The 20,783-nt window shown below is 72.1% G+C and carries 22 protein-coding genes; 18 read left to right on the top strand and 4 right to left on the bottom strand.

The window, feature by feature from the left end:
• Positions 1–53: 53 nt before the first annotated feature.
• Positions 54–1,574 (bottom strand): MFS transporter, encoded by a 1,521-nt coding sequence (locus EWV39_RS04425; RefSeq protein ID WP_420329937.1) that lies wholly within the window; start codon positions 1,572–1,574, stop codon positions 54–56.
• Positions 1,575–1,673: 99 nt separating this feature from the next.
• Between EWV39_RS04425 and EWV39_RS04420 the strand changes: the two genes are divergently transcribed.
• The 5 genes from EWV39_RS04420 to EWV39_RS04400 all read left to right on the top strand — a co-directional run bounded on the left by EWV39_RS04420 (position 1,674) and on the right by EWV39_RS04400 (position 5,987).
• Positions 1,674–2,204 carry a TetR/AcrR family transcriptional regulator gene (locus EWV39_RS04420; protein ID WP_129657038.1) on the top strand — a complete coding sequence of 177 codons (531 nt, stop codon included), beginning with the start codon at positions 1,674–1,676 and terminating at the stop codon, positions 2,202–2,204.
• Positions 2,205–2,281: 77 nt separating this feature from the next.
• Complete coding sequence (locus tag EWV39_RS04415) at positions 2,282–3,124, top strand: inositol monophosphatase family protein (protein ID WP_165313135.1); 843 nt, start codon at positions 2,282–2,284, stop codon at positions 3,122–3,124.
• A gap of 140 nt (positions 3,125–3,264) precedes the next feature.
• Positions 3,265–3,873: a hypothetical protein gene (locus tag EWV39_RS04410; protein WP_129657035.1), complete on the top strand. Its 609-nt coding sequence runs from the start codon at positions 3,265–3,267 to the stop codon at positions 3,871–3,873.
• A gap of 62 nt (positions 3,874–3,935) precedes the next feature.
• Positions 3,936–4,670 carry a copper chaperone PCu(A)C gene (locus EWV39_RS04405; RefSeq protein ID WP_165313133.1) on the top strand — a complete coding sequence of 245 codons (735 nt, stop codon included), beginning with the start codon at positions 3,936–3,938 and terminating at the stop codon, positions 4,668–4,670.
• A 9-nt stretch (positions 4,671–4,679) separates the two neighbouring features.
• Entirely contained in the window at positions 4,680–5,987 is a 1,308-nt protein-coding gene (locus EWV39_RS04400) for a Dyp-type peroxidase (RefSeq protein WP_129657033.1), read from the top strand.
• Between the two features lie 56 nt (positions 5,988–6,043).
• Here the strand turns inward: EWV39_RS04400 and EWV39_RS04395 are convergent, their stop codons facing one another.
• Both EWV39_RS04395 and EWV39_RS04390 read right to left on the bottom strand, forming a co-directional pair.
• Entirely contained in the window at positions 6,044–6,778 is a 735-nt protein-coding gene (locus tag EWV39_RS04395; protein WP_129657032.1) for a class F sortase, read from the bottom strand.
• Positions 6,779–6,799: 21 nt separating this feature from the next.
• Positions 6,800–7,621, bottom strand: coding sequence for a hypothetical protein (locus EWV39_RS04390; protein ID WP_129657031.1), 822 nt, complete (start codon positions 7,619–7,621; stop codon positions 6,800–6,802).
• Positions 7,622–7,979: 358 nt separating this feature from the next.
• Here EWV39_RS04390 and EWV39_RS04385 point away from each other — a divergent pair, with 358 nt between their 5' ends.
• Together EWV39_RS04385 and EWV39_RS04380 are read left to right on the top strand one after the other, a co-directional pair.
• Positions 7,980–8,594, top strand: coding sequence for a sigma-70 family RNA polymerase sigma factor (locus tag EWV39_RS04385; protein ID WP_238148028.1), 615 nt, complete (start codon positions 7,980–7,982; stop codon positions 8,592–8,594).
• Positions 8,588–9,517 (top strand): anti-sigma factor, encoded by a 930-nt coding sequence (locus tag EWV39_RS04380; protein WP_129657029.1) that lies wholly within the window; start codon positions 8,588–8,590, stop codon positions 9,515–9,517. The genes EWV39_RS04385 and EWV39_RS04380 overlap by 7 nt, the downstream gene beginning before the upstream one ends.
• Before the next feature lie 90 nt (positions 9,518–9,607).
• Here EWV39_RS04380 and EWV39_RS04375 read toward each other — a convergent pair whose 3' ends face one another.
• On the bottom strand, positions 9,608–10,336 hold the full coding sequence (locus EWV39_RS04375; protein WP_129657028.1) for a GntR family transcriptional regulator: 729 nt from the start codon (positions 10,334–10,336) through the stop codon (positions 9,608–9,610).
• A 106-nt stretch (positions 10,337–10,442) separates the two neighbouring features.
• On the opposite strand from EWV39_RS04375, the gene argH reads away from it, so the two are divergent.
• From argH to EWV39_RS04320, 11 genes are all read left to right on the top strand, one after another.
• Entirely contained in the window at positions 10,443–11,894 is a 1,452-nt protein-coding gene (gene argH, locus EWV39_RS04370; protein ID WP_129657027.1) for an argininosuccinate lyase, read from the top strand.
• Positions 11,891–12,793, top strand: a complete 903-nt coding sequence (locus EWV39_RS04365; protein ID WP_129657026.1) for an amino acid ABC transporter permease — start codon at positions 11,891–11,893, stop codon at positions 12,791–12,793. The genes argH and EWV39_RS04365 overlap by 4 nt, the downstream gene beginning before the upstream one ends.
• The gene (locus tag EWV39_RS04360) at positions 12,790–13,587 is read left to right on the top strand and encodes an amino acid ABC transporter ATP-binding protein (protein ID WP_272947822.1); all 798 of its coding nucleotides are present in this window, start codon (positions 12,790–12,792) and stop codon (positions 13,585–13,587) included. Before EWV39_RS04365 ends, EWV39_RS04360 begins: the two co-directional genes overlap by 4 nt.
• A 10-nt stretch (positions 13,588–13,597) precedes the next feature.
• Positions 13,598–14,455, top strand: coding sequence for an ABC transporter substrate-binding protein (locus tag EWV39_RS04355; protein WP_129657025.1), 858 nt, complete (start codon positions 13,598–13,600; stop codon positions 14,453–14,455).
• Positions 14,456–14,537: 82 nt separating this feature from the next.
• The gene (locus EWV39_RS04350; RefSeq protein WP_129657024.1) at positions 14,538–15,374 is read left to right on the top strand and encodes a polysaccharide deacetylase family protein; all 837 of its coding nucleotides are present in this window, start codon (positions 14,538–14,540) and stop codon (positions 15,372–15,374) included.
• Entirely contained in the window at positions 15,371–16,405 is a 1,035-nt protein-coding gene (locus EWV39_RS04345) for a polysaccharide deacetylase family protein (protein WP_129657023.1), read from the top strand. The genes EWV39_RS04350 and EWV39_RS04345 overlap by 4 nt, the downstream gene beginning before the upstream one ends.
• A 4-nt stretch (positions 16,406–16,409) precedes the next feature.
• Complete coding sequence (locus EWV39_RS04340) at positions 16,410–16,616, top strand: hypothetical protein (RefSeq protein WP_129657022.1); 207 nt, start codon at positions 16,410–16,412, stop codon at positions 16,614–16,616.
• A complete protein-coding gene (locus EWV39_RS04335; protein WP_238148026.1) occupies positions 16,616–16,984 on the top strand; it encodes a type II toxin-antitoxin system death-on-curing family toxin in 369 nt (122 codons plus the stop codon). The genes EWV39_RS04340 and EWV39_RS04335 overlap by 1 nt, the downstream gene beginning before the upstream one ends.
• A 192-nt stretch (positions 16,985–17,176) precedes the next feature.
• Positions 17,177–17,959, top strand: coding sequence for a DeoR/GlpR family DNA-binding transcription regulator (locus EWV39_RS04330; RefSeq protein WP_129657020.1), 783 nt, complete (start codon positions 17,177–17,179; stop codon positions 17,957–17,959).
• Between the two features lie 272 nt (positions 17,960–18,231).
• On the top strand, positions 18,232–19,233 hold the full coding sequence (locus EWV39_RS04325; protein ID WP_129657019.1) for a 1-phosphofructokinase family hexose kinase: 1,002 nt from the start codon (positions 18,232–18,234) through the stop codon (positions 19,231–19,233).
• Between the two features lie 42 nt (positions 19,234–19,275).
• Positions 19,276–20,775, top strand: coding sequence for a PTS fructose transporter subunit IIC (locus tag EWV39_RS04320; RefSeq protein WP_129657018.1), 1,500 nt, complete (start codon positions 19,276–19,278; stop codon positions 20,773–20,775).
• Positions 20,776–20,783: the final 8 nt, after the last annotated feature.

Raw genomic sequence — 20,783 nt, 5'->3', positions numbered from 1 at the left:
GCCCCGGCGGCTAGCTCCTCGCGGCGCGCAGCGCGATGTGCCGGCCCCGGCGGTCAGCTCCTCGCGGTCCGCAGCGTGCGCAGCGCGATCACCGCCGCCGCGAGCATCAGCACGACGCCGATCCCCGAGGTGATCGCCACGCCGGAGTCGAAGGCGTGCCGCGCGGACTCCATGAGCTGACCCGCCAGGTCGTCCGGCAGCCCGCCGGCCGCCTGGGCCGCGCCGCCGAGGGTCTCGCCCGCCCCCTCGGCCTGCCCGGCGGGCACCGCGGAGGGCACCTCCACGTGGGATCGGTAGGCGGCGTTCAGGATCGAGCCGAGCACTGCCGTGCCGAGCACCGCGCCCGTCTCGTACGCGGTCTCCGAGATCGCGGAGGCGGCGCCCGCCTGGTGCGCGGGCACGGCGCTGAGGATGAGGTCGTTGGAGATCGTCTCCGCCGCCCCGATGCCGGCGCCCAGGATCACGAAGGCGAGGACCAGCCCCAGGTCGGACCCCATCGGTCCCGCGATGCCGATCACGGCGAAGCCCACGGCGTTGAGCAGCAGCCCGGCGGCGACGACGTGCGAAGGTCGCACCCGCCGCACGATCGGCACCACCGCCAGCCCCGAGATGATGGTCACGGCCAGCCCCGGCACCAGGAAGAACCCGGCCTCCATGGGGGAGCGCCCGCTGACCAGCTGCAGGTGCTGGGAGACGAAGTACAGGAAGCCCACGAGGGAGAAGACGCTCAGCAGGTTGGCCGAGACCGCTCCGGAGAACACCGGGTTGGCGAACAGCCGGACGTCGAGCATCGGCTCCGGACGGCGCAGCTGGCGCCGGATGAAGGCCCAGCCCGCCGCCGCGCTGATCACCAGCGCCAGCACCGTCTCGACGCCGAAGCCGTGGGTGGAGAAGGTCTTGATCCCGTAGACCAGCGGCGTCATGGTCAGCATGACCAGGAGGATGCTCAGCGGGTCGATCGGGCCCGGCCGGGGGTCGCGGGACTCCGGCACCAGGATCGGCCCCAGGATCAGCAGGGGCACCATCACGGGCACGGCCAGCAGGAACACGGAGCCCCAGTAGAAGTGCTCGAGCAGGAAGCCGCCCACGATCGGCCCCAGCGCCGCGCCGCCGGAGAAGCCGGCGGCCCAGATCGCGATGGCGGTCCGGCGCTCGGTGGCGTCCTCGAAGATGTTGCGGATCAGCGAGAGGGTCGAGGGCATCAGCATCGCCCCGAACAGGCCCATGCCGGCGCGCGCGGCGATCAGCCAGGCGGCGTCGGGCACGAAGGCGGCCGCGGCCGAGAGGACGGTGAACCCCGTGCCGCCGATCAGCAGGAGCCGCCGCCGCCCGATCCGGTCGCCCAGGCTGCCCATGGGCACGAGCAGGCCGGCGAGAACGAGCGGGTAGACGTCCACGATCCACAGCATCTGGTTGCCGGAGGGCCCCAGCGCCTCGGAGATGGGGGGCAGCGCGAAGGACAGCACCGTGTTGTCGACGGCGACCAGCAGCACGGGCAGCATGAGCACGACGAGCGCGGCCCAGCGCCTGGAGTGATGGACGCTGCGCCGGGGGCGGGCGAGGGCGGTGGACAAGGCTTCTCCCAAACGGACGTGGTGATGCGGGCCGGGGTGTGGCCCGATGACTACTGTACCGTCTGGACGGTTCATCGCAAGGGCGATATGGTCGAGATCATGAGTGCTCGCAGCAAGATCCTCGACGCCTACGAATCCATCCTCATCGAGGAGGGGGAGCGCGCCGCCACGCTGGAGGCCGTGGCCGCCCGCGCGGAGGTCTCCAAGGGGGGTCTGCTCTACCACTTCAAGGACAAGGGCGCGCTCGCCGACGGCCTGCTCGAGCGCCTCGGCGAGCTCGCGGCGCAGGACATGGAGGAGATGAGGGCGGCCCCCGACGGCGCCTGCGCCTACTACGTGCGCAGCTCCGTGTACGAGGACTCGGGCCTGGACCGGGCGCTGGTGGCCACCCTGCAGCTCGGCCAGGAGGCGCACCCCCGGGCGCGCACCGCGATCGCAGAGATCCACCAGCGGTGGCTCGAGCTGATCGTCGAGGAGGTCGGCGACCGGGCCACCGCCCGCGCGATCCTGCTGATCGGCGACGGGCTGTACTACACGGCGGCCCTGAGCGCCGGTGCCGTGCTGGAGGAGCCGGCGGCCGACGTCGAGGAGCTGCTGGGCGTGGTGGAGCGGCTCAAGCGGGGGAGCTGACCGCCGCGGCGTCGCGCTCCGCCGATAGAGTGCAGGTATCCGAGGCAGCGAGCAGCAGGGATGGAGGCGCGGTGCGCGTGACCAACGTACGAGGCATCACGGAGCTGGCGATCGAGGCGGCGCGCGGCGCCGGGCGGATCGCGCTGGAGGGCTTCCGGGCGCCCGACCTGGAGATCGACCTCAAGCGGGACTTCCACGACCTGGTCACGGAGTTCGACCGGCGCAGCGAGGAGCACATCCGGGCGCGCATCCGGGAGGCCTTCCCCGGCTCGGCGATCATCGGCGAGGAGGGCGGACGCTCGGGGGCCGACGACGCCGCGGGCCCCGGCGAGGGCGTGCTGACCTGGCACGTGGACCCCATCGACGGGACCTCCAACTTCGCCCGCGGCATGGCGCTGTGGGCCGTGTGCATCGGCGTCGAGCTCGACGGCGAGATGGTCTCCGGCGTCGTCTACGACCCGGTCAACGACCAGCTGTTCTGGGCCGACGAGCGGGGCGCCTTCCTGAACGACGAGCTGCTGGTCAGCCGCGGTGCGGCGGAGCCGTCCCGGGCCACGGTGATCAGTGACTTCCCGCTGCCCCGCGACCTGGTGCACTTCCCCGACCTGGCGCTCTCCCAGCTCGCGGAGCTGAGCACCTCCTTCTCCCAGCGCCGCTCGATCGGCAGCAGCGCCGTCGCCCTGTGCTGGGTCGCGGCCGGGTGGGCGGACGCCACGTTCTGCTTCGGCGCGAGCTCGTGGGACGTCGCCGCGGCCGGGTTCATCGTGCGCCGGGCGGGCGGGGTCTACGAGACCTACCTCGGCGGCGAGCGCCGGCCCGAGGAGCGCGACTTCGAGAACCCGCACTACTACGCGCACGTCCCCGAGGCGCGCTTCGACCTGATCCGTCGCATCATGCGCGAGCAGAGCCGGAGGCCCTGAGGGCCTCCTCGCCCGGTGCCTCCAGGGCCGGGGAGAAGGTCCCCGGAGCAGGGTGACGGGGCTCCGCCGCCCCTTGGTATCCTGCTGGGGTAGGCATCGAGCGGCTGCGCCGGAGGGAGGGAGCCCCCATGGAGCGAGGCATGCTCGCACGGCGCGGCTCCGTCGTCGCGCGCGGCTGGGCCGTCGGCACGGTCGCCGTGCTGGGAGGGGCCTCCGCCCACGCCGTGGCCGAGGGGCACGCGCCCCAGCTCGCGGTCGTACTGGTCTGCTGGGCGCTCTCCGGCCTGCTGTGCACCGTGATCGCCCTGTGCCGGCTCCCCGCCCTCTCGGGCGCCCTGGGCGTCCTGGTCTCCCAGGGGCTCCTGCACTGGCTCTTCGCCCAGACCGGCCACGGCACGACGTCGTCCGCCTCCCCCGCCGCGGCGGCGCACGCGCACCACGGCGCCGCCGTCCTCCCCTCCTCCGCGATCCCCGAGCCCCACGACCTCTCCCCGGCGATGGTGCTGCTGCACGTCGCCGCGGCCGCGCTGACCTACCTCGCGCTCCGGCAGGGGGAGGGCGCCCTGGGGCTGCTGGGCGACGCCCTGGCCCTGGCGATGCGCGGCCTGTTCCGCCTTCCCGCCCGCCCCGTCCTGGTGACCGCGCGTCTGCGGGCGTGCGGGAGCCACACCGTCCGGGCGCTCGCGGCCGCGACGGTCCCGCGACCCGTGGCTCCTCGCGGCCCGCCGCTTCCTCTCCTCACCAGCTGACCGACGATTTCTCTGCCCCCGCCACGCCGGGGCGCAGAGCCATGCCAAGAAGAGAGAACACCATGAGGAACACCATCAGCGCGCGCCGTCTCGGCGCGGCCTCCATGGCCCTGATCGCCGCCCTGACCCTCGCCGCGTGCGGGAACGACGATCCCGAGAACACCGCCGAGCCCTCCTCGGCGCAGAGCGCCGACGCCCCGGACACGCACAGCAACGAGGAGGTCGGCCTGACCGTCACCGGCCAGTGGGCCAAGGCCGCCGACTCGGGGATGACCGCCGCCTTCGGCACCATCGCCAACGACTCCGACGAGCCCGTGACCATCACCGGCGTCGACTCCCCGGCCTCCGAGGACATGCAGCTGCACGAGACGGTCACGGGCGAGAACGGCACCTCGACCATGCAGGAGAAGGAGGGCGGCTTCACCATCCAGCCGGGGGAGGAGCTGAACCTCGAGCCCGGCGGGAACCACCTGATGTTCATGGACCTCTCCTGCTCGCTGCTGGCGGGGGACGACATCGACCTCACGCTGCAGACCGAGGACGGCCACGGCATGAGCTTCGAGGCGCCGATCCGCGACTACCAGGGCGCCCAGGAGAACTACGACCCCTCGGCCGAGGAGTCCGGATCCGTCGAGGACGGCGAGGACCACTCGGGCCACGGGACGGAGGGGACGGACCACTCCGAGGGCGACATGGAGGGGATGGACCACTCCGAGCACGGCGGCTCCTCCGAGTCGTCGATGGACATGGGCATGGGCGACCCCGCCCAGGACTCCCTGCCCTCCTGCAGCGAGTAGGGGCAGCCCATGACCGCTGACAGGAAAGGACCGGGCAGCGGGAGGAAGAACCTGCTGACCCGGCGCAATGCGCTGATCGGCGGGGCAACGGCCACGGCGGGCGCCGCGGCGGCGGTCGGCATCGACACCGTCCGCCGCGGCGGCCTCCCGGGCGGCGGGGGGAACCCGCAGGTCGAGGACGCCTCCTCGACGGCCCCGCTCGCCGAGGCGCGGGTCGGCTTCCACGGGGAGCGGCAGGCCGGCGTCGTGACCCCCGCGCCCGCCTACGGGAACTTCATCGCCGTCGACCTCCGCGAGGACGTCGGCCGGGCCGACCTCCGCCGGATGCTCAAGGTGCTGAGCGCCGACGCCGCCGACCTCGCCGAGGGCCTGCCGCCGATCGCCGACCAGGAGCCCGAGCTGACGGAGATCCCCGCCAACCTCACCGTCACGGTGGGGTTCGGGGAGCGGGTGTTCGACGTCGTCGACCCCTCCGCCAAGCCCGGGTGGCTCAAGCCCCTGCCCGCCTTCGAGCAGATCGACCGGCTGCGCGAGGAGTACAGCGACGGCGACCTGCTGCTGCAGATCTGCTCGGACGACAGGATGACCCTCGCGCACGCCCAGCGGCTCCTGCTGAAGGGGCTGCGCGGCTTCGGCACCGTCCGCTGGGTCCAGGAGGGGTTCCGCAACGCCTCCGGCTCGCTGAAGGAGGGGACCACCATGCGCAACCTCTTCGGCCAGGTGGACGGGACCATCAACCCCACCACGGAGGACTCCAGCATGGACGACGTCGTGTACGGGCTGATGGACGGCCTCGAGCCGTGGGCGCCGGGCGGGACCTCGCTGGTGATCCGGCGGATCCACATGAACCTGGACACGTGGGACGAGGCGGACGCGCCCGGGCGGGAGGACGCCGTCGGGCGGAAGCTCTCCAACGGCGCGCCGCTGACGGGCGAGCGCGAGGAGGACCCCGCGGACCTCTCCGCGACGACCCCCCTGGGCTTCCACGTGATCGCCGACTACGCCCACATCCGGCGCGCCACCGCGACGACGCCGCAGGAGCGGATCCTCCGCAGACCGTACAACTACGACCTGCCGGTCAGCGCGGCCGGCGGGCTGGCCGGGAAGGGGGCGGACTCCGGCGGCGTGAGCGAGTCGGGGCTGATCTTCGCCTCCTACCAGGCCGACCCGGTGAAGCAGTTCCTGCCGATCCAGCGGCGGCTCGCCGAGCTGGACATGCTGAACATGTGGACCGTGCCCATCGGCTCCTGCGTGTTCGCGATCCCGCCGGGGTGCTCCCCGGGCGGGTTCGTGGGGGACTTCCTCTTCGAGGGGTAGTCCGAAGCCCCGCGGCGGCGCGGTGCGACCCTCCGGGGAGGCGCCGCGCCGCCGCGTCAGCGGACCAGGCTCGCGTAGACCACGTAGTTGTCGTCGAACAGGCCGGTCGCGGGGTCGTAGCCGTCGCAGGTGATCAGGCGCAGCTCGGCGTCGTCGGTGTTGCCGTAGACCTGGAGCGTCGGGAAGTCGTCCTTGGCGTAGGCCTCGCCGCGGTCCACGGCGAACGTGGCGGTGGACCCGTCCTCCCTGGCCACTTCCACGGTGTCGCCGGGAGCCAGGGAGCGCAGGTCCGCGAAGACGCCGGGCCCGCCGTCGGTCGCGTTGACGTGGCCCAGGAAGACGGAGGGTCCGCGCTCGCCGGGGACGGGGGAGCCTTCGTACCAGCTCGCGGGTGCGCCGGGTCCGTCCGGGGGCACCTCGAGCGCGCCGTCCTCCTGCAGGCCCAGGTGCAGGGTGAGGGTCCCGACGCCGATCGAGGGGATCCTCAGGGCCGTCGGCGGCGAGGGGTCCATGACCGCCGGGGGATCGGGAGCATCCGGCGACGACGCCTCGGCGGAGGGTGCCGGCCCGGAGGGGCCAGCTTCGGGAGGACCCGTCTCGGAGGGCCCCGGCGCGGCGGCGGTCGGCCCCGCGCCGGGAGCGGCCGCAGCGGACTGCGAGGCCGCGGACGAGGCGGGAGCGTCCGCGCCGTCCTCGTCCCCTGCCCCCGCCGAGCATCCGGCCAGGAGCAGGACGGCGGCGGCCGCGGAGGCCATGAGGCCCCCGCGGCCGCCCGTCGATGACCGCGTCATGACGCCGTCCGCCCGTTCCGGCTAGTCCTGCGCCGCCGCGCGACGACGACGCAGGTACAGCGCGCCGCCGCCGAGGGCGACCAGGCCGGCGGCACCGGCGCTCACGCCCGCGATCGCGGCGGTGTCGTCCGTGCCCTGCGCGACGCCGGTCTCGGCGCCACCGGCCGGCATGCCGTCCATCTGCGTGGCCGTCAGCGTGCCGCACGCGGCCGGGAGGGTCGCGGCCAGCGGCAGCGACGGGTCCAGTTCGCTCATCTCGTTCTGGGCCTGCTCGCTGAGGTTCATCGGATCCACGCCGTGGACCACGACGACGGCGGTGCCGTCCTCGATGGCCTGCTTGGTGGCGTCGTCGACCTGGAGGGTCCGCTCGTAGGTGTACTCACTGCCGCCGGGGAAGCGGTCCACCGCGAGGCCCGAGTCGGCGCCGGTGTCGCCCTCGGTGGTCAGCGAGCTGGCGATCATGCCGTAGTAGTCGTGACCCTCGGCCACGTTCACGGCGCCGTCGCCGTTCATGTCGGCCTCGGGGGGAGGGCAGACGCCCTGGGCGCCGATGTGGATGTGCTGCGCGTGCGGGAAGGGCCCGTCCATGAAGGTCTCGGCCGCACCCTGCACGTGCATGGTCACGGTGGCCTCGTTGCCGTCGACCTGAACGGTCGCGTCACCGGTGGTGCCGCTGTTGTTCATGGAGTTCAGGGTCGCCATGGAGGTCCAGGACCCCTGGCTGCTGTAAGTGGAGGCCCCTTCGTGGCCTCCGTGGCCCTCGTGGGCGGCGGCGGGGGCCGCCGCCATGGCAAGGGCGCCGAGCGCCAGGGCGGGTGCTGCGAGGAACGTTGACGTGCGCATCGGAATCTCTCCTCAGGTATGTGCGGCGTACGTCCCGGTTCCGGAGCGTACGTGTGATGTTCGGCACCGCTGAGGGGGTGGATGGGTGGGCGTTGTGATTTTTCTGAGATTTCTCTGGGCCGCACTCTCCGTGGCGCGCCGGCGTCGACGGGAGCCGCGCACTCGTCGGCGCGATGCTGCCCTTCCCGGACCTCCCGGGACCTTCCGGGCAGAGCGGACCCATCTCCCTTTCCCCCGGTGCCGAACTATGGGCATGAGGCGGCGAGGCCCGTCGAAGGCCGAGGTGACATATGGCATAGTTCGATGGGCGCACCGCCTCCCGGCGGACACCCCACCACGCAGCGGAGAGCGAGAACACGTGAGCTCAGGCCCCGACGCCCCGGACGGCGGCGACGGACCCTCGGAGGGGTCCGCCGCGGTCGGTGAGGCGTCCCATGCCGAGCTGGTGCGTCGCAGCGCCACGAGTGACGAGGGAGCCTTCGCGCAGCTCTACGACGCGACGGCCTCGCTCGTGTACGGCGTCGTGCTCCGCATGCTGCGCTCGCGGGATCTCGCGGCGGAGGTCGTCCAGGAGGTGTACCTCATGGCCTGGCAGCAGTCGGCGCGCTTCGACCCCGAGCGGGGCAGCGTCAGGGCCTGGCTGTGCACGATGGCGCACCGGCGGGCGGTGGACAGGGTCCGCTCCAGCCAGCGGGAGCGCGACCGCGAGGAGCGGTACGAGGCGGACCGCGCGGAGCCCGGCCCCGGCGACTCCACCTGGGGTCAGGTGGAGAGGACGCTGGACGAGGGCGAGGTCCGCGCCGGCCTGGAGCACCTGAGCCGGATCCAGCGGGAGGCCGTCTGCCTGGTGTACTTCCGCGGCTACAGTCACCGTGAGGTGGCCGAGCGCTTAGACATACCGTTGGGCACGGCCAAGTCCCGCATCCGGGACGGGCTGGTCGGCCTGCGGGCGGCATTGGGGGAGAGATGGTGAACGAACGAGCTGATGGGAGCGGCCGGGCCGACGACGTCCACGCGGACGCCGTGCTCTACGCCGTCGACGCCCTCGACGCCGCCGAGGCCCGGGCCTTCGAGGAGCACCTCGCCGGCTGCACCCGGTGCCGCGAGGAGGTCGACTCCTTCCGGGAGACCGGCGCCGAGCTGGCGGGCGCCGCCGCGGTGGATCCGCCGCCCGAGCTGCGCGAGAGCGTCCTGGGGGCCATCCGTGCGACGCGGCCCGATGCCGGGGAGGTCGAGGGAGCCTCCGGCACCGTCGTCGCCTCTTCCTCCGCGGACCGCGAGGACGACACCGCCTCCGCCCGCGCGTCGACCGCGGCCGACCAGGACGCGGCGGGCACCGCATCCTCCCCCGCGACGTCCGCTCCGACGGGCCCGCGGCACGCGGACCCGCAGGCGACGGCCGCCGTGCACTCCCTGGACGCCCGACGCCGCCGCGGCCGCTGGGTCCTGGCGGCCGCGGCCGCGGTGGTCGTCCCCGGCGTGGCCCTGGGCGGCTGGGCGCTGGGCCAGCACTCGGGCCAGCAGGAGCAGCGGGTCGTCGCGCAGGAGCATGAGCAGGAGCGGCAGCGCCAGGAGCGCCTGCTCGCCGCGGCCGACGTCGCCGTGCGGCACGTCGAGATGGACGGCGGCGGGACGGCGACCGTGATCGCCTCCCGCGACCGCGACGCAGTCCTGCTCGTGGCCTCCGGCGTGGCCGACCCGGGCGAGGGCAGGCAGTACCAGCTGTGGCTCATGGAGGACGGCACTCCGGTGCCCGACGCGACCTTCGACGCCGGGGCGGCCGGCGTCTGGGTGGACGGCGACCTCGAGGGCGCCCAGGCGCTCGCCGTCACGGTCGAGCCCGAGGGGGGGTCCGAGAGCCCGACGTCGGATCCGCTGATGGTCGCGGAGATCTAGGGGCACATGAGGCGCGCTCCGGGATCTCCCCGGCCGGCGCGTGCCGCCCTCTCATCGCGGCTCGATCCGCCGGGCCCGACGCGGTCCGGCTCAGACGGCGTCGACGTCGTCCTTGGCGGCCCTGCTGACCATCCGCAGGTGTTCGCGCACCAGCTGCTCGGCACGCTCGGCGTCGCGCTCCAGAAAAGCGGCTGCGAGCCGCTCGTGTTCGCGGCGCATCTTGGCGATGTCGTCCCTCTTGAAGTTGACGACCTCCACGATCAGGGTCGAGTCGAGCATGAGGTCGTCCTCGCAGCGCATCAGGGCGGTGTTCCCGGTGGTCGCGACCAGGGCGACGTGGAGGTCGCGGTGGGCCCCCGAGGTCTCCATGACGTCGTCGCCGCCGACGACGTCCACGTAGGCCTCCAGCGCCTTCCGCAGGGCCTCCAGGGCTTCTCCCGAGGCCGAGGCGCAACCGCGGGCCGCGTGACCCTCCAGGAGTAGGCGCGCCTCGAAGATGTCCTCGATCTCCCGCCCGGTGAAGGAGCGCACCCGGGCGCTGCGGTAAGGGCGCAGCTCCACCAGCCGCTCCTTGGCCAGCAGCCGCAGCACGTCCCGGGCGGTGGTGCGCGAGGAGCCGTAGGTCTGCGTCAGCCACTTCTCCGTCAGCTCGGCCCCCGAGCCCAGGGTCCCCTCGACGATCGCGGCGCGGACCCTGCGGACGATCTCGGCGGTCACCGGGGAGGAGTCCGTCCCCGGGGCCGGGCGTTCCGGGGAGGAGCCCACCGGCGCGAGGGGAGCCGCGGGCGAGGCCGCGTCGTTCCGCGAATTCTGTTTCATCTGAGTAAACTCTCCCGATTGTCGTACAATCCTCTTGACATGAGTGACCTGTGCCACCAGACTGTACGAATAATTGTATGACAATTATGGATCGAGAGGCGAGACGGTGACGGACACACACGTACATGACGGTGGAGCCCACGCGGAGGGCAAGCTCTGGGGAGGCCGGTTCACCGGCGCCAGCGCACCCGCCCTGGAGCGCCTCTCCCGCTCCCCGGAGCAGTACTTCTCCCTGGTCCCCGAGGACGTCGCCGGCTCGCTGGCCCACGCGGGGGAGCTGGAGCGGGCCGGGATCATCACCGGCGAGGAGCGCGCGAGCATCGCCGCCGCCCTCGAGCAGCTGGTGGTCGACCACCGCGAGGGCGCCATCCGCCCTCTGCCGCAGGACGAGGACGTGCACGGCTACCTCGAGCGCGAGCTCATCGCCCGGCTCGGGCCCCTGGGCGGGAAGATCCGGGCTGGCCGCTCCCGCAACGACCAGACCGCCAACGACCTCCGCCTGCACCTGCGCCGCGTGATCCCCGAGATCGCCGAGGGCGTGCGGGAGCTGACCGAGACCCTGCTGGCCCGGTCCCGGGAGGTCGAGGGCGTCGTCGCGCCGGGGTTCACCCACCTGCAGAACGCGCAGCCCATCCTCTTCTCCCAGCAGCTGCTGGCCCACGCCTTCCCGCTGGCCCGGGACCTCACCCGCCTCGAGAACGCCCGGCTGGCCTGCATGGCCTCGCCGCTCGGGGCGGCCGCGATGGCAGGCTCCACCCTGGCCGGGGACCAGCGGGCCATGGCGGCGGACATGGGGTACGACGACGTCGTGCGCAACTCCATCGACGCCGTCTCCAGCCGCGACCACGTCGTCGACTTCCTCTACGCCGGCGCGATGCTGGGCGCCGACCTCTCCCGCCTGTGCGAGGAGATCTGCCTCTGGTCCTCTCAGCAGTTCGGCTGGGCGCGGCTGGACGACGCCTGGTCCACCGGCTCCTCGATCATGCCGCAGAAGAAGAACCCGGACATCGCCGAGCTCGCCCGCGGCAAGACCGGCCGGCTGATCGCCAACCTCTCCGGCATGCTCGCCACCCTGAAGTCCCTCCCCTTCGCCTACAACCGCGACCTCTCCGAGGACAAGCACTACGTCTTCGACACCGCCGGGACTCTCCGCACGATCCTCCCGGCCCTGACCGGGCTGGTCCGCACCGTGGGGTTCGACGCCGGGGCCATGCGTCGGCAGGCCGTCCAGGGCTTCACGCTCGCCACCGAGATCGCCGACTGGCTGGCCGAGCAGGGCCTGCCGTTCAGCGAGGCGCACGACGTCGCCGGCCGCTCCGTGGTGCACTGCGAGGCCCGCGACATCGGGCTGGAGGACCTCACCGCCGAGGACCTCCGGGCGATCGACGAGCGGCTGACCCCGGAGGTGCTGGAGCGCCTGACGCTGGAGTCCGCGGTCGCCCGGCGGACCGGGGCCAACGGCACCTCCCCGGAGCGGGTCCGCGAGCAGCAGGCCGCGCTCGCCGACCTCCTCGAAGCTTCCCGCAGCGCATCCCAGAACGGCAGGTCACCGCAATGAGCACCGTCCCCACCGGAACGAACGTCGAGTCCTACCGGGTCATCCGGAACAAGCACGTCGGCAGGTACGTGGCGGCCGTGGTCACCGTGCTCCTGCTGCTCTCGGTCGTCCTCGCCTTCGCCCGCGCGGACATCGACTGGGCCACGGTCGGGGAGTACCTGACCGCGAAGTCGATCCTCACCGGCTTCATGGTGACGATCTACCTGACGGTCATCTCGATGGCCATCGGCATCGTCCTCGGCATCCTCATCGCCGTGATGCGCCTGGCCCACAACCCCGTGGTCAGCTGGATCGCCTGGCTCTACGTCTGGTTCTTCCGCGGCACCCCGGTCTACCTGCAGCTGCTGCTGTGGTTCAACATCGCGATCGTCTTCCCGCGCTACGGCATCCCCGGTATCTACGAGGGCCGCACCGTGGACATCGTGACGCCGATCGTCGCGGCCATCCTGGGGCTCGGGCTCAACCAGGCGGCGTACACCTCCGAGGTGGTGCGCGGCGGCATCCTCTCCGTGGACCGCGGGCAGGACGAGGCGGCCAAGGCTCTGGGCCTGACCGGGCTGAGCTCGATGCGCACCGTGGTGCTCCCGCAGGCGATGCGCGTGATCCTGCCGCCCATCGGCAACGAGACCATCGGCATGCTCAAGACGACGTCGCTGGCCTCCGCGATCGGCGCCACCGAGATCCTCAACGAGGCCCAGCACATCTACCTCGTCAACAACCTCATCATCGAGCTGCTGATCGTCACGGCCATCTGGTACCTGCTGGCGGTCTCGGTCCTCTCGATCGTCCAGTACTACATCGAGAGGCACTTCGGCCGGGGGCACGCGGCGCAGACCGCCGGCGTCGGGCTGCTCAGCCGCATCCAGACCGTCCTCGGCACCTCCAGGAGGAACCCGTGAGCACCACCGATACCGCGACGAGCACGGACCCGCTGGTCAGGCTCGAGAAGATCCGCAAGTCGTACGGCTCCAACGAGGTGCTGCGCGGCATCGACCTGAAGATCGCCTCCGGCGAGGTGGTCTGCATCCTGGGCCCCTCCGGCTCGGGGAAGTCGACGCTGCTGCGGTGCATCAACCACATCGAGAAGCCGAGCTCCGGCTTCGTCATCGTGGACGAGGAGGTCATCGGCTTCCGCAAGGACGCGCGCTCGGCGGGCGCCCTCCGGGAGCTGAAGGAGGCCGAGCTCGCGCGGCAGCGCCGCACCATGGGCATGGTCTTCCAGCGCTTCAACCTCTTCCCGCACATGACGGTGCTGGAGAACATCACGCACGCCCCGCGCCTGGTCCGGCACGTCGCCTCCCGGAAGGCCCGGGAGCGGGCCCTGGAGCTGCTGGACACCGTGGGGCTGAAGGACCGCGCCTCGGCGTACCCCGGCCAGCTCTCCGGCGGTCAGCAGCAGCGGGTCGCGATCGCCCGGGCCCTGGCCATGGACCCGGCGCTCATGCTCTTCGACGAGCCCACCTCGGCCCTGGACCCCGAGCTGGTGGGCGACGTCCTGGAGGTCATGAAGAAGCTGGCCCAGCAGGGGCTGACCATGATCGTGGTGACCCACGAGATCGGCTTCGCCCGCGAGGTCGCCGACCGGGTGGTCTTCATGGACAACGGCGAGATCATCGAACAGGGCCCGCCCCATGCGGTGATCGACGACCCGCAGCACGAGCGCACCCGGGCCTTCCTCTCCCGAGTGCTGTGAGGAGAAGGCCATGACAACGCGTACCCGACGGGGCGGGATGCTCGCCGCGCTCGCCGCCGCCCTGGTGCTGGTCCTCACCGGCTGCATCCCGGCCGCCGACGTCGACCGCAGCGAGAAGACCGTCATCCCCGGCACCCTGATCGTCGGCATGTCCCCGGACTTCCCGCCCATGGAGTACCGGGACGACGACAACGAGCTGGTGGGCGCCGACGTCGAGCTGGTCCGCGAGGCCGGCCGCCGGATGGGCATGGAGGTGCAGTTCGAGGAGCAGAAGTTCGACCAGCTGATCACCTCCGTGCGGACCGATCGCGTGGACGTGGTGTTCTCCGGCATCTCGGACACCCCGGTCCGGCAGAAGACCGTGGACTTCGTGGACTACTACCAGTCGGTGGGCCAGTTCTACACCCTGCCCGAGAACGCCGGGAGGTTCCGGGAGGACGCCGACATCTGCGGGCAGCCGGTCTCGGTGAGCACCAAGACGGACTACTACACCTCGCTGCTGGACTACAACGACGAGGTCTGCAAGGCCAACGGGCTGCCCGAGATCAGCATCGTGGCCACCGACTCGGGCGCCGCGGCGCGCCTGCAGCTGGACCAGGGGCGCGCGGTGGCCGCCGTGCAGGGACGCGAGAACCTCGCGTACTTCGCCACCACCGAGCCCGGCAAGTACGAGGTGGTCCTCTCCGACCTCACGGCCCTGCCCTTCGGCGCGGCGGTGCGCAAGGACAACACCCAGCTCTCCGAGGCCATCCGGGACGCCTTCCAGGACATGTACGACGACGGCACGATGGTCCGGATCCTGGAGAAGTACGGCATCGAGTCCGGCGCCCGGGCGCCGGAGATCAACGGGGTGAAGGGTGAGGCGTGACGTGCGGGGCTCGGCCCGGGGCGACTCGTCGCTCGGCGTCGGCCGTGAGTCGGCGGCGGGGACCAACGGTTCTCCGTCGCTGATGACCAGCCACGAGGGTGCCCGCAGGGCGGCGTCGGCTGAGGCCGCCGGGACCTTCGTCCTGTGCTTCGACCTGGACGGCCCCTCCGGGGACGCCCTGGTCAGCGGGGAGCTGTGGGACAAGCCCGGCTTCTTCTGCCAGGGCGCCTACGGGCCGCACCGGGCCGTGCCGCGCATCCTCGGGATCCTGCGGGAGCTCGGCATCCGGGCCACCTTCTTCACCCCCGGCTGGGTGGTGCGGACCTGGCCCGAGCTGTGCCTCCGCATCCGGGAGGAGGGGCACGAGGTCTCCGGCCACGGGGACCTCCACGAGCAGTTCTTCGGCCGTCCGGCCGAAGAGCAGCGGGAGGTGCTGGAATCCGCCCAGGCGTCCTTCCTCTCGGTGCTGGGCGAGCGGGCGGAGGGCTTCCGGGCGCCGTCGGGCGACTACGACCCCGCCACGCCGGCCCTGCTCGCCGAGGCCGGGTACACCTACTCGAGCTCCCTGCGCAGCGGCGACCGGCCGTTCCTGCGCCGGGACGCGCCGCTGGTGGAGATCCCCGCCAAGTCGATGTTCGACGACTACGCCTACTTCGCCTACCACCGGGCGCCGGACTTCCCGCGCGGGCTGGACCGGGTGGCCTCCTACCGGACGACCTTCGCCACCTGGGCCCTGGAGGCCCGGGCCGCCGCGGCCGAGGGGCTGACCACGGCCAGCATCTGGCATCCCAAGGTCATCGGGACGCCGGGGCGGCTGATCGAGCTGGAGCGGTTCCTGGCCGGGCTGCTGGAGGAGGGGGCTGTGAGGTTCAGGACGGCGCGCGAGGTCGCCCGTGAGTGCGGGGAGGAACGAGCATGAGGTGGCCCGAAGGGAAGTCCTGCGGGGTCCTGGTGACGGTGGACCTCGACGGCGACGCGCCGTTCCGCTCCGCCGCCCCCGAGAACGCGGGCCGGGAGAAGTCCCGCTCGGTCGGGCGCTACGGCCTGGACGAGGGCGCGGCGCGGCTGCTGCGGGTGCTCGACGACGCCGGCCTCGCCGCCGACTGGTTCGTCCCGGGCCTGACCGCGCGCGAGAACCCCCGGCTGGTCCGCCAGATCGCCGCCCGGGGGCACGCGGTGAGCTCCCACGGGGACCTGCACCTGGACTTCAACGGGCTGAGCCTGGAGGAGCAGCTCGCGGAGATCGTCGACGGGCGGACCGCGCTGGAGGAGGTACTGGCCGGCGGGGATGCCGCGTTCGCATCGGGCGGTGAGGACGGCCACCGCGCATCCGACGGCGATGCAGTCGCCATCGGCCCTTCCGCCGGCAGCCCTTCTGCCGACGGTCCATCCATCGGCGGTGCGGCCACCGGCGTGTCGTCCGCCCTCGGCGCGGGCTTCCGCATCCCCGCCGGCGAGTGGGCCCACGGGTTCCCCGAGGCCGCCCGCGAGGCCGGGTTCCGGTGGAGCTCCTCCCTGCCCGCCGACGAGCGGCCGTTCCGCTGCGGCGTCGGCGGCCTGGTGGAGATCCCCTTCCGGTACGAGCTGGAGGACCACCAGTACTTCGGCTACAACCTGGACCCGCCCTTCCCGCCGGGCCAGTCGCGGATCTCCCCGATCGAGACGGTGCGGGAGAACTGGGAGCTGGAGTACCGCGGCGCGCTCCGCTACGGCACGCTGTTCCACCTGCGGCTCAATGCCGAGGTCATGGGGACGCCGGGGCGGGCGGCCTTCCTGCGCGAGTTCCTGGCGGAGATCCGAGAGGAAGGCGATGCCTGGTTCGGCACCTGTGAGACCGTCGCCGAGTGGTCGGGCAGGATGGAGCCCGAGCCGGGTCATCCGTATGAGATGTTCGTGCGGTTGAAGGACGAGCTCGACTCTTCACGGGCGTTGAAGGGGCAGATATCATAGTGATATGGCTTTTCTCCTCCGGCTCCCCGATGACCTCGACCAGGCCCTCGAAGCGCAGGCCGAGGCGGAGCACAGCACCAAGCACGCCTTGGCGCTCGAGAGCGTGCGGGCCATGCTCAAGGAGCGCGAGCACCAGCGCCTGGTCATGGAGGGCGCCGAGCACATCATGACCGATCACGCCGAGACCCTCAGGCGTCTGGCCGACTCCTGATGCAGCGGGTGGCGATCGAGGCGGCGCTGGCGGTCACCGGCCGCCTGGGATTCCACGTGCGCGACGCCGGCCTCCTGGAGTCGGCGTTGGACCGCCCGGTGACCAGGGTCTTCGGCGAGTACGCCTACCCTCGGCTCGAGCTCGCGGCCGCGGCGCAGACCGAGTCGATCACTCGCAATCACGCCATGATCGACGGCAACAAGAGGACCGCTCTGGTGCTGATGGGCGCGTTCCTGAGGGTCAACGGCCTGCGGCTGCAGATGGACTCGGACACCGCCTATGACCTCATCATGAGCGTCGCGCAGGGGCAGCGCACCTTGGAGGACAGCGGCCGGCTCATCGGAGAGCATATGCGGGCCTGGGCGTGAGTCGCGGGGCGGACGCGGCGGCGTCGCTCGTCATCGAGCGCACGTACTGGTGGAGACGGCCGCTGTTTCTTGTGTACTTCTTTATAGTTTTCATAGCCCGAGCCGAAACCCTCTGGTCCAGGCCCCTGCGCCGCCGCCCGCCGCGCGGCGCATAGACTGGTGCCGTACCGCGCGGCGCCTCAGGAGGGATCCATGAACCAGCAGTCCCACACGGTGCGGCGCGCCTCCGAGCGCCGGGCCGACCTGATGCGGACGCTGGCGGCCTCCGGGAAGATCGACGCCGCGGCCGCGGCGCGGGAGATGAACGTCACCACCGAGACCGTCCGCAAGGACCTCATCGCCCTCGAGAACCAGGGCAGGCTGCGCCGCGTCCACGGCGGTGCGGTCCCGATCGAGGCGCTCACCTTCGAGCCCGAGGTGGAGGCCCGCACCGACTATGCCGAGGAGAAGCGGCGCATCGCGGCCGCCGCCGTCGAGTTCCTGCCCCGCACGGGCTCGGCGCTGATGGACGCCGGGAGCACCGTCGCCGTCCTGGCGGGCCTGCTGCCGATGGACTCGGCCCTGCAGTTCTACGTCAACGCCCTGCCCACCGCCCAGGCCCTCCTGCGCCTCCCGGAGGCGCGCGTCGAGCTGCTGGGCGGGACGCTGCGGCGGCCGACCGTGGCCACCGTCGGGGACTCGGTGACGCGCGCGCTGGAGGAGATCAACGTCGACGTCGCCTTCCTGGGGACCAACGGCATCTCCTTCGAGCGCGGCCTCACCACGCCCCAGCCAGACGAGGCGGCCGTGAAGCGGCGGATGCTCGCGAGCGCCGAGCGGCGGATCCTGCTGGCGGACCGCTCCAAGATCGGCCTGGTGCGCGGGGCCCAGCACGCGACCCTCCGGGACATCGACGTGCTGATCACCGACGTCGGGCTGGACCGCGAGCAGCGGCGGCGCCTGGAGTCCTTCGGCATCACGGTGGTCATGGCCTGATGTCGCGGCGCTGATCCGGAAGGGACCGATCCCGCCCCGGACTGCCCTCGGGCCTCTCCTTCCCCTCCCTGGGGTACAGCCTTCCGGCGTCTTCTTCCCTCTCCAGGTGTGGGATGACTGCGCCCACTGTGTTGCGAAAGCAGATTTTTTCTTGCCTTCCTTCGTGAAGCTCTTGCGTTAGCACGTCCGGGGGCCAATAATGGGCAACTAAGAGCATTGGAAACCAACTATTTAAGTTGGATACGCAGTTTTTAGTTCTCAGGAGAGCCTCCATGAAGGTACGCATCGGACCGGTGCTGACGGTGACGCTGGCCCCGGCCGTGGACTGGACCGTCTCGGTCGAGGGATTCGAGCTGGGCGGCGTCAACCGGGCCGTCTCCTCGACCCGGGAGGCCAGCGGGAAGGGCGTCAACGTCGCCTGGGCGCTGAGCCGCGCCGGGGTCCCGGTGGACGTCCTGGTGCCCGGGGCGGGGACGGCGTCGGCCTTCATCGACGACGAGCTCGAGCGGGCGGGCATCCCGCACCGCACCGTCCCCACCCGCCGGGAGACCCGCACCAACATCACGCTGCGCGTCCCCGGCTCCTCGACCAAGATCAACGAGCCGGCCCCGGCGCTGTCCGAGGACGAGTTGGCGGAGGTGACCCGGGAGGTCCGGGCCCGGGCGGCATCGGCCGAGGTGGTCGCGCTGTGCGGCAGCCTCCCGGCGTCGGTCCCGGCCGCCACCTACGCGGGGCTCATCGAGGCCGCCCGGGCGGCGAACCCTGATCTGCGCGTCGTGCTGGACACCTCCGGAGAGCCGCTGGCCCTCGCGCTGGCGGCGCGACCGGACCTGGTCAAGCCCAACGTCGACGAGCTGGCCGAGCTCACCGGCCGGACCATCGGGACCCTCGGGGACGTCCGCTCCGCGGCCGAGCAGGCCATGGAGATGGGCGCTGGCGCCGTGCTGGCCAGCCTGGGCGCCGACGGCTCCCTGCTCGTCACTCCCGAGGGGGCCTTCCGCGCGGTCAGCCGGGACATCCCCGTCTCCAACTCCGTCGGCGCGGGGGACGCCCTGCTCGCCGGGTTCATCGCCGGCGGCGACTTCGGCCCCCGCAGCCTCGGGACCGCCGCCCTGTGGGCGGCCAGCGCGGTCTCGGCCGCGACCACCCTGTTCCCCGTGCGCGAGGAGTTCACGGAGCGCATCGCCGTTGCCGGGGACCCCGACCCGGCGATCGCGCTCACCGAGCCCTCGCGCCCCCTGTCCAAGACCCCCGGCCCCCTCACGGCCGGTTAGCCACCTCCGCATCCACACCCACTCGTCAAGGAGGACGGATCCATGTCGGAGCAGTTCATCATCGCGGCCACCGGCTGCCCCACCGGCGTCGCGCACACCTTCATGGCGGCCGAGGCGATCAGCCAGGCTGCGGAAGCCCGCGGCATCGAGATCAAGGTCGAGACGCACGGCCAGGTCGGCGTCGAGAACGCGCTGACCCCGGCGGACATCGAGCGCGCGACCGGCGTCATCGTCGCGGCGGACAAGGACGTCCAGGCGGAGCGGTTCCAGGGCAAGCCCCTGGTCGACGTCGGCGTCGCTGTCGCGATCCACGAGCCGGACCAGCTGATCGACCGCGTCCTGGCCGCCGCCGAGCGGGGCGCCCGAGCGGCCTCCTCCGCCGAGGGCGCGCAGGGCGAGGACGGCGGGGCCGACGCCGCGCTGGACCACGACCTGCTCGACGTCGACTCCATCGAGACCGGCGGCAGCGGCGCGCGCCGGGCGCTGCGGGCCATCTACAAGCACCTGATGAACGGCGTGTCCTACATGCTGCCCTTCGTGGTGGGCGGCGGCGTCCTGCTCGCCGTCTCCTTCCTCTGGGGCATCTACTCCGCCGACCCGGAGAGCTCCGAGTACAACTCCTTCGCGGCCGCGCTCAACGAGATCGGCGGCGTGGGCCTGGGGCTCATGGTCCCGATCCTCTCGGCCTTCATCGCCGAGTCCGTCTCCAAGCGGCCCGGCCTGGTGGTCGGCCTGGTCACCGGCATGATCGCGATGAACAACGGCACCGGGTTCCTGGGCGGCATCGTCACCGGGTTCCTCTCCGGCTACGGGATGCTCGGGCTGTCCAAGCTGCTGTCCCGCATGCCCTCCGCCCTCAACGGGCTGAAGGCGATCTTCATCTTCCCCGTGCTCGGCTCCCTGGTCTTCGGCCTCGTCACCGTCCTGATCTCTGCCCCGATGGCCGGGTTCTCCGGCTTCCTCGAGGACTTCCTGACCGGGTTCCAGGGCGCCAACCCCGTGATCCTGGGGCTGATCCTGGGCGTCATGTGCGCCTTCGACATGGGCGGGCCGCTCAACAAGGCGGCCTACGTCACCGGCGTCGCGCTGCTGAGCGACGGGAACATCACCTTCATGGCGGCGGTCTCCGCGGCGTGCATCGCCCCGCCGCTGATCACCGCGATCGCCTGCACGCTCTTCCCCCGCGGCTTCGAGCCCGCCGAGCGCCGGGCCGGGTACGTCAACTACATCCTCGGCTCGACCCACATCACCGAGGGCGCGATCCCCTTCGCGGCCCGCAACCCGCTGGTGGTCATCCCGATCCTCATGGTCGGCAGCTCGATCGCCTCGATCCTGAGCCTCCTGTGGGGAGCCGGGTCCCCTGCGCCCCACGGCGGCTTCCTCGTCCTGCCGATCGCCACGCACCCGTTCCTGTGGTTCGGCGCGATCCTCATCGGCGCCCTCGTCGGCGGCTTGCTTTTCGGCCTCTACCGGACCCGGGCCGCCCGCAGGCAGGCCCTCCGGGCCGAGGCGACCGCCTCCGACCCCGTCCCCTCCGCCTGACAAGATCA

It is taken from the genome of Rothia halotolerans, assembly GCF_004136635.1.
GTDB classification, from domain to species: domain Bacteria; phylum Actinomycetota; class Actinomycetes; order Actinomycetales; family Micrococcaceae; genus Rothia; species Rothia halotolerans.
This window is presented reverse-complemented; position numbering and strand designations above follow the sequence as displayed.

What these genes read in the sequence shown, in the direction of transcription:
- EWV39_RS04330 (WP_129657020.1), top strand. Translation starts at nt 17,177, where the DNA reads ATGAACCAGCAGTCCCACACGGTGCGGCGCGCCTCCGAGCGCCGGGCC.
- EWV39_RS04420 (WP_129657038.1), top strand. Translation starts at nt 1,674, where the DNA reads ATGAGTGCTCGCAGCAAGATCCTCGACGCCTACGAATCCATCCTCATC.
- EWV39_RS04335 (WP_238148026.1), top strand. Translation starts at nt 16,616, where the DNA reads ATGCAGCGGGTGGCGATCGAGGCGGCGCTGGCGGTCACCGGCCGCCTG.
- EWV39_RS04410 (WP_129657035.1), top strand. Translation starts at nt 3,265, where the DNA reads ATGCTCGCACGGCGCGGCTCCGTCGTCGCGCGCGGCTGGGCCGTCGGC.
- EWV39_RS04325 (WP_129657019.1), top strand. Translation starts at nt 18,232, where the DNA reads ATGAAGGTACGCATCGGACCGGTGCTGACGGTGACGCTGGCCCCGGCC.
- EWV39_RS04390 (WP_129657031.1), bottom strand. Translation starts at nt 7,621, where the DNA reads ATGCGCACGTCAACGTTCCTCGCAGCACCCGCCCTGGCGCTCGGCGCC.
- EWV39_RS04345 (WP_129657023.1), top strand. Translation starts at nt 15,371, where the DNA reads ATGAGGTGGCCCGAAGGGAAGTCCTGCGGGGTCCTGGTGACGGTGGAC.
- EWV39_RS04355 (WP_129657025.1), top strand. Translation starts at nt 13,598, where the DNA reads ATGACAACGCGTACCCGACGGGGCGGGATGCTCGCCGCGCTCGCCGCC.
- EWV39_RS04400 (WP_129657033.1), top strand. Translation starts at nt 4,680, where the DNA reads ATGACCGCTGACAGGAAAGGACCGGGCAGCGGGAGGAAGAACCTGCTG.
- EWV39_RS04395 (WP_129657032.1), bottom strand. Translation starts at nt 6,778, where the DNA reads ATGACGCGGTCATCGACGGGCGGCCGCGGGGGCCTCATGGCCTCCGCG.
- EWV39_RS04350 (WP_129657024.1), top strand. Translation starts at nt 14,538, where the DNA reads ATGACCAGCCACGAGGGTGCCCGCAGGGCGGCGTCGGCTGAGGCCGCC.
- EWV39_RS04405 (WP_165313133.1), top strand. Translation starts at nt 3,936, where the DNA reads ATGAGGAACACCATCAGCGCGCGCCGTCTCGGCGCGGCCTCCATGGCC.
- EWV39_RS04365 (WP_129657026.1), top strand. Translation starts at nt 11,891, where the DNA reads ATGAGCACCGTCCCCACCGGAACGAACGTCGAGTCCTACCGGGTCATC.
- EWV39_RS04375 (WP_129657028.1), bottom strand. Translation starts at nt 10,336, where the DNA reads ATGAAACAGAATTCGCGGAACGACGCGGCCTCGCCCGCGGCTCCCCTC.
- EWV39_RS04320 (WP_129657018.1), top strand. Translation starts at nt 19,276, where the DNA reads ATGTCGGAGCAGTTCATCATCGCGGCCACCGGCTGCCCCACCGGCGTC.
- EWV39_RS04380 (WP_129657029.1), top strand. Translation starts at nt 8,588, where the DNA reads ATGGTGAACGAACGAGCTGATGGGAGCGGCCGGGCCGACGACGTCCAC.
- EWV39_RS04340 (WP_129657022.1), top strand. Translation starts at nt 16,410, where the DNA reads ATGGCTTTTCTCCTCCGGCTCCCCGATGACCTCGACCAGGCCCTCGAA.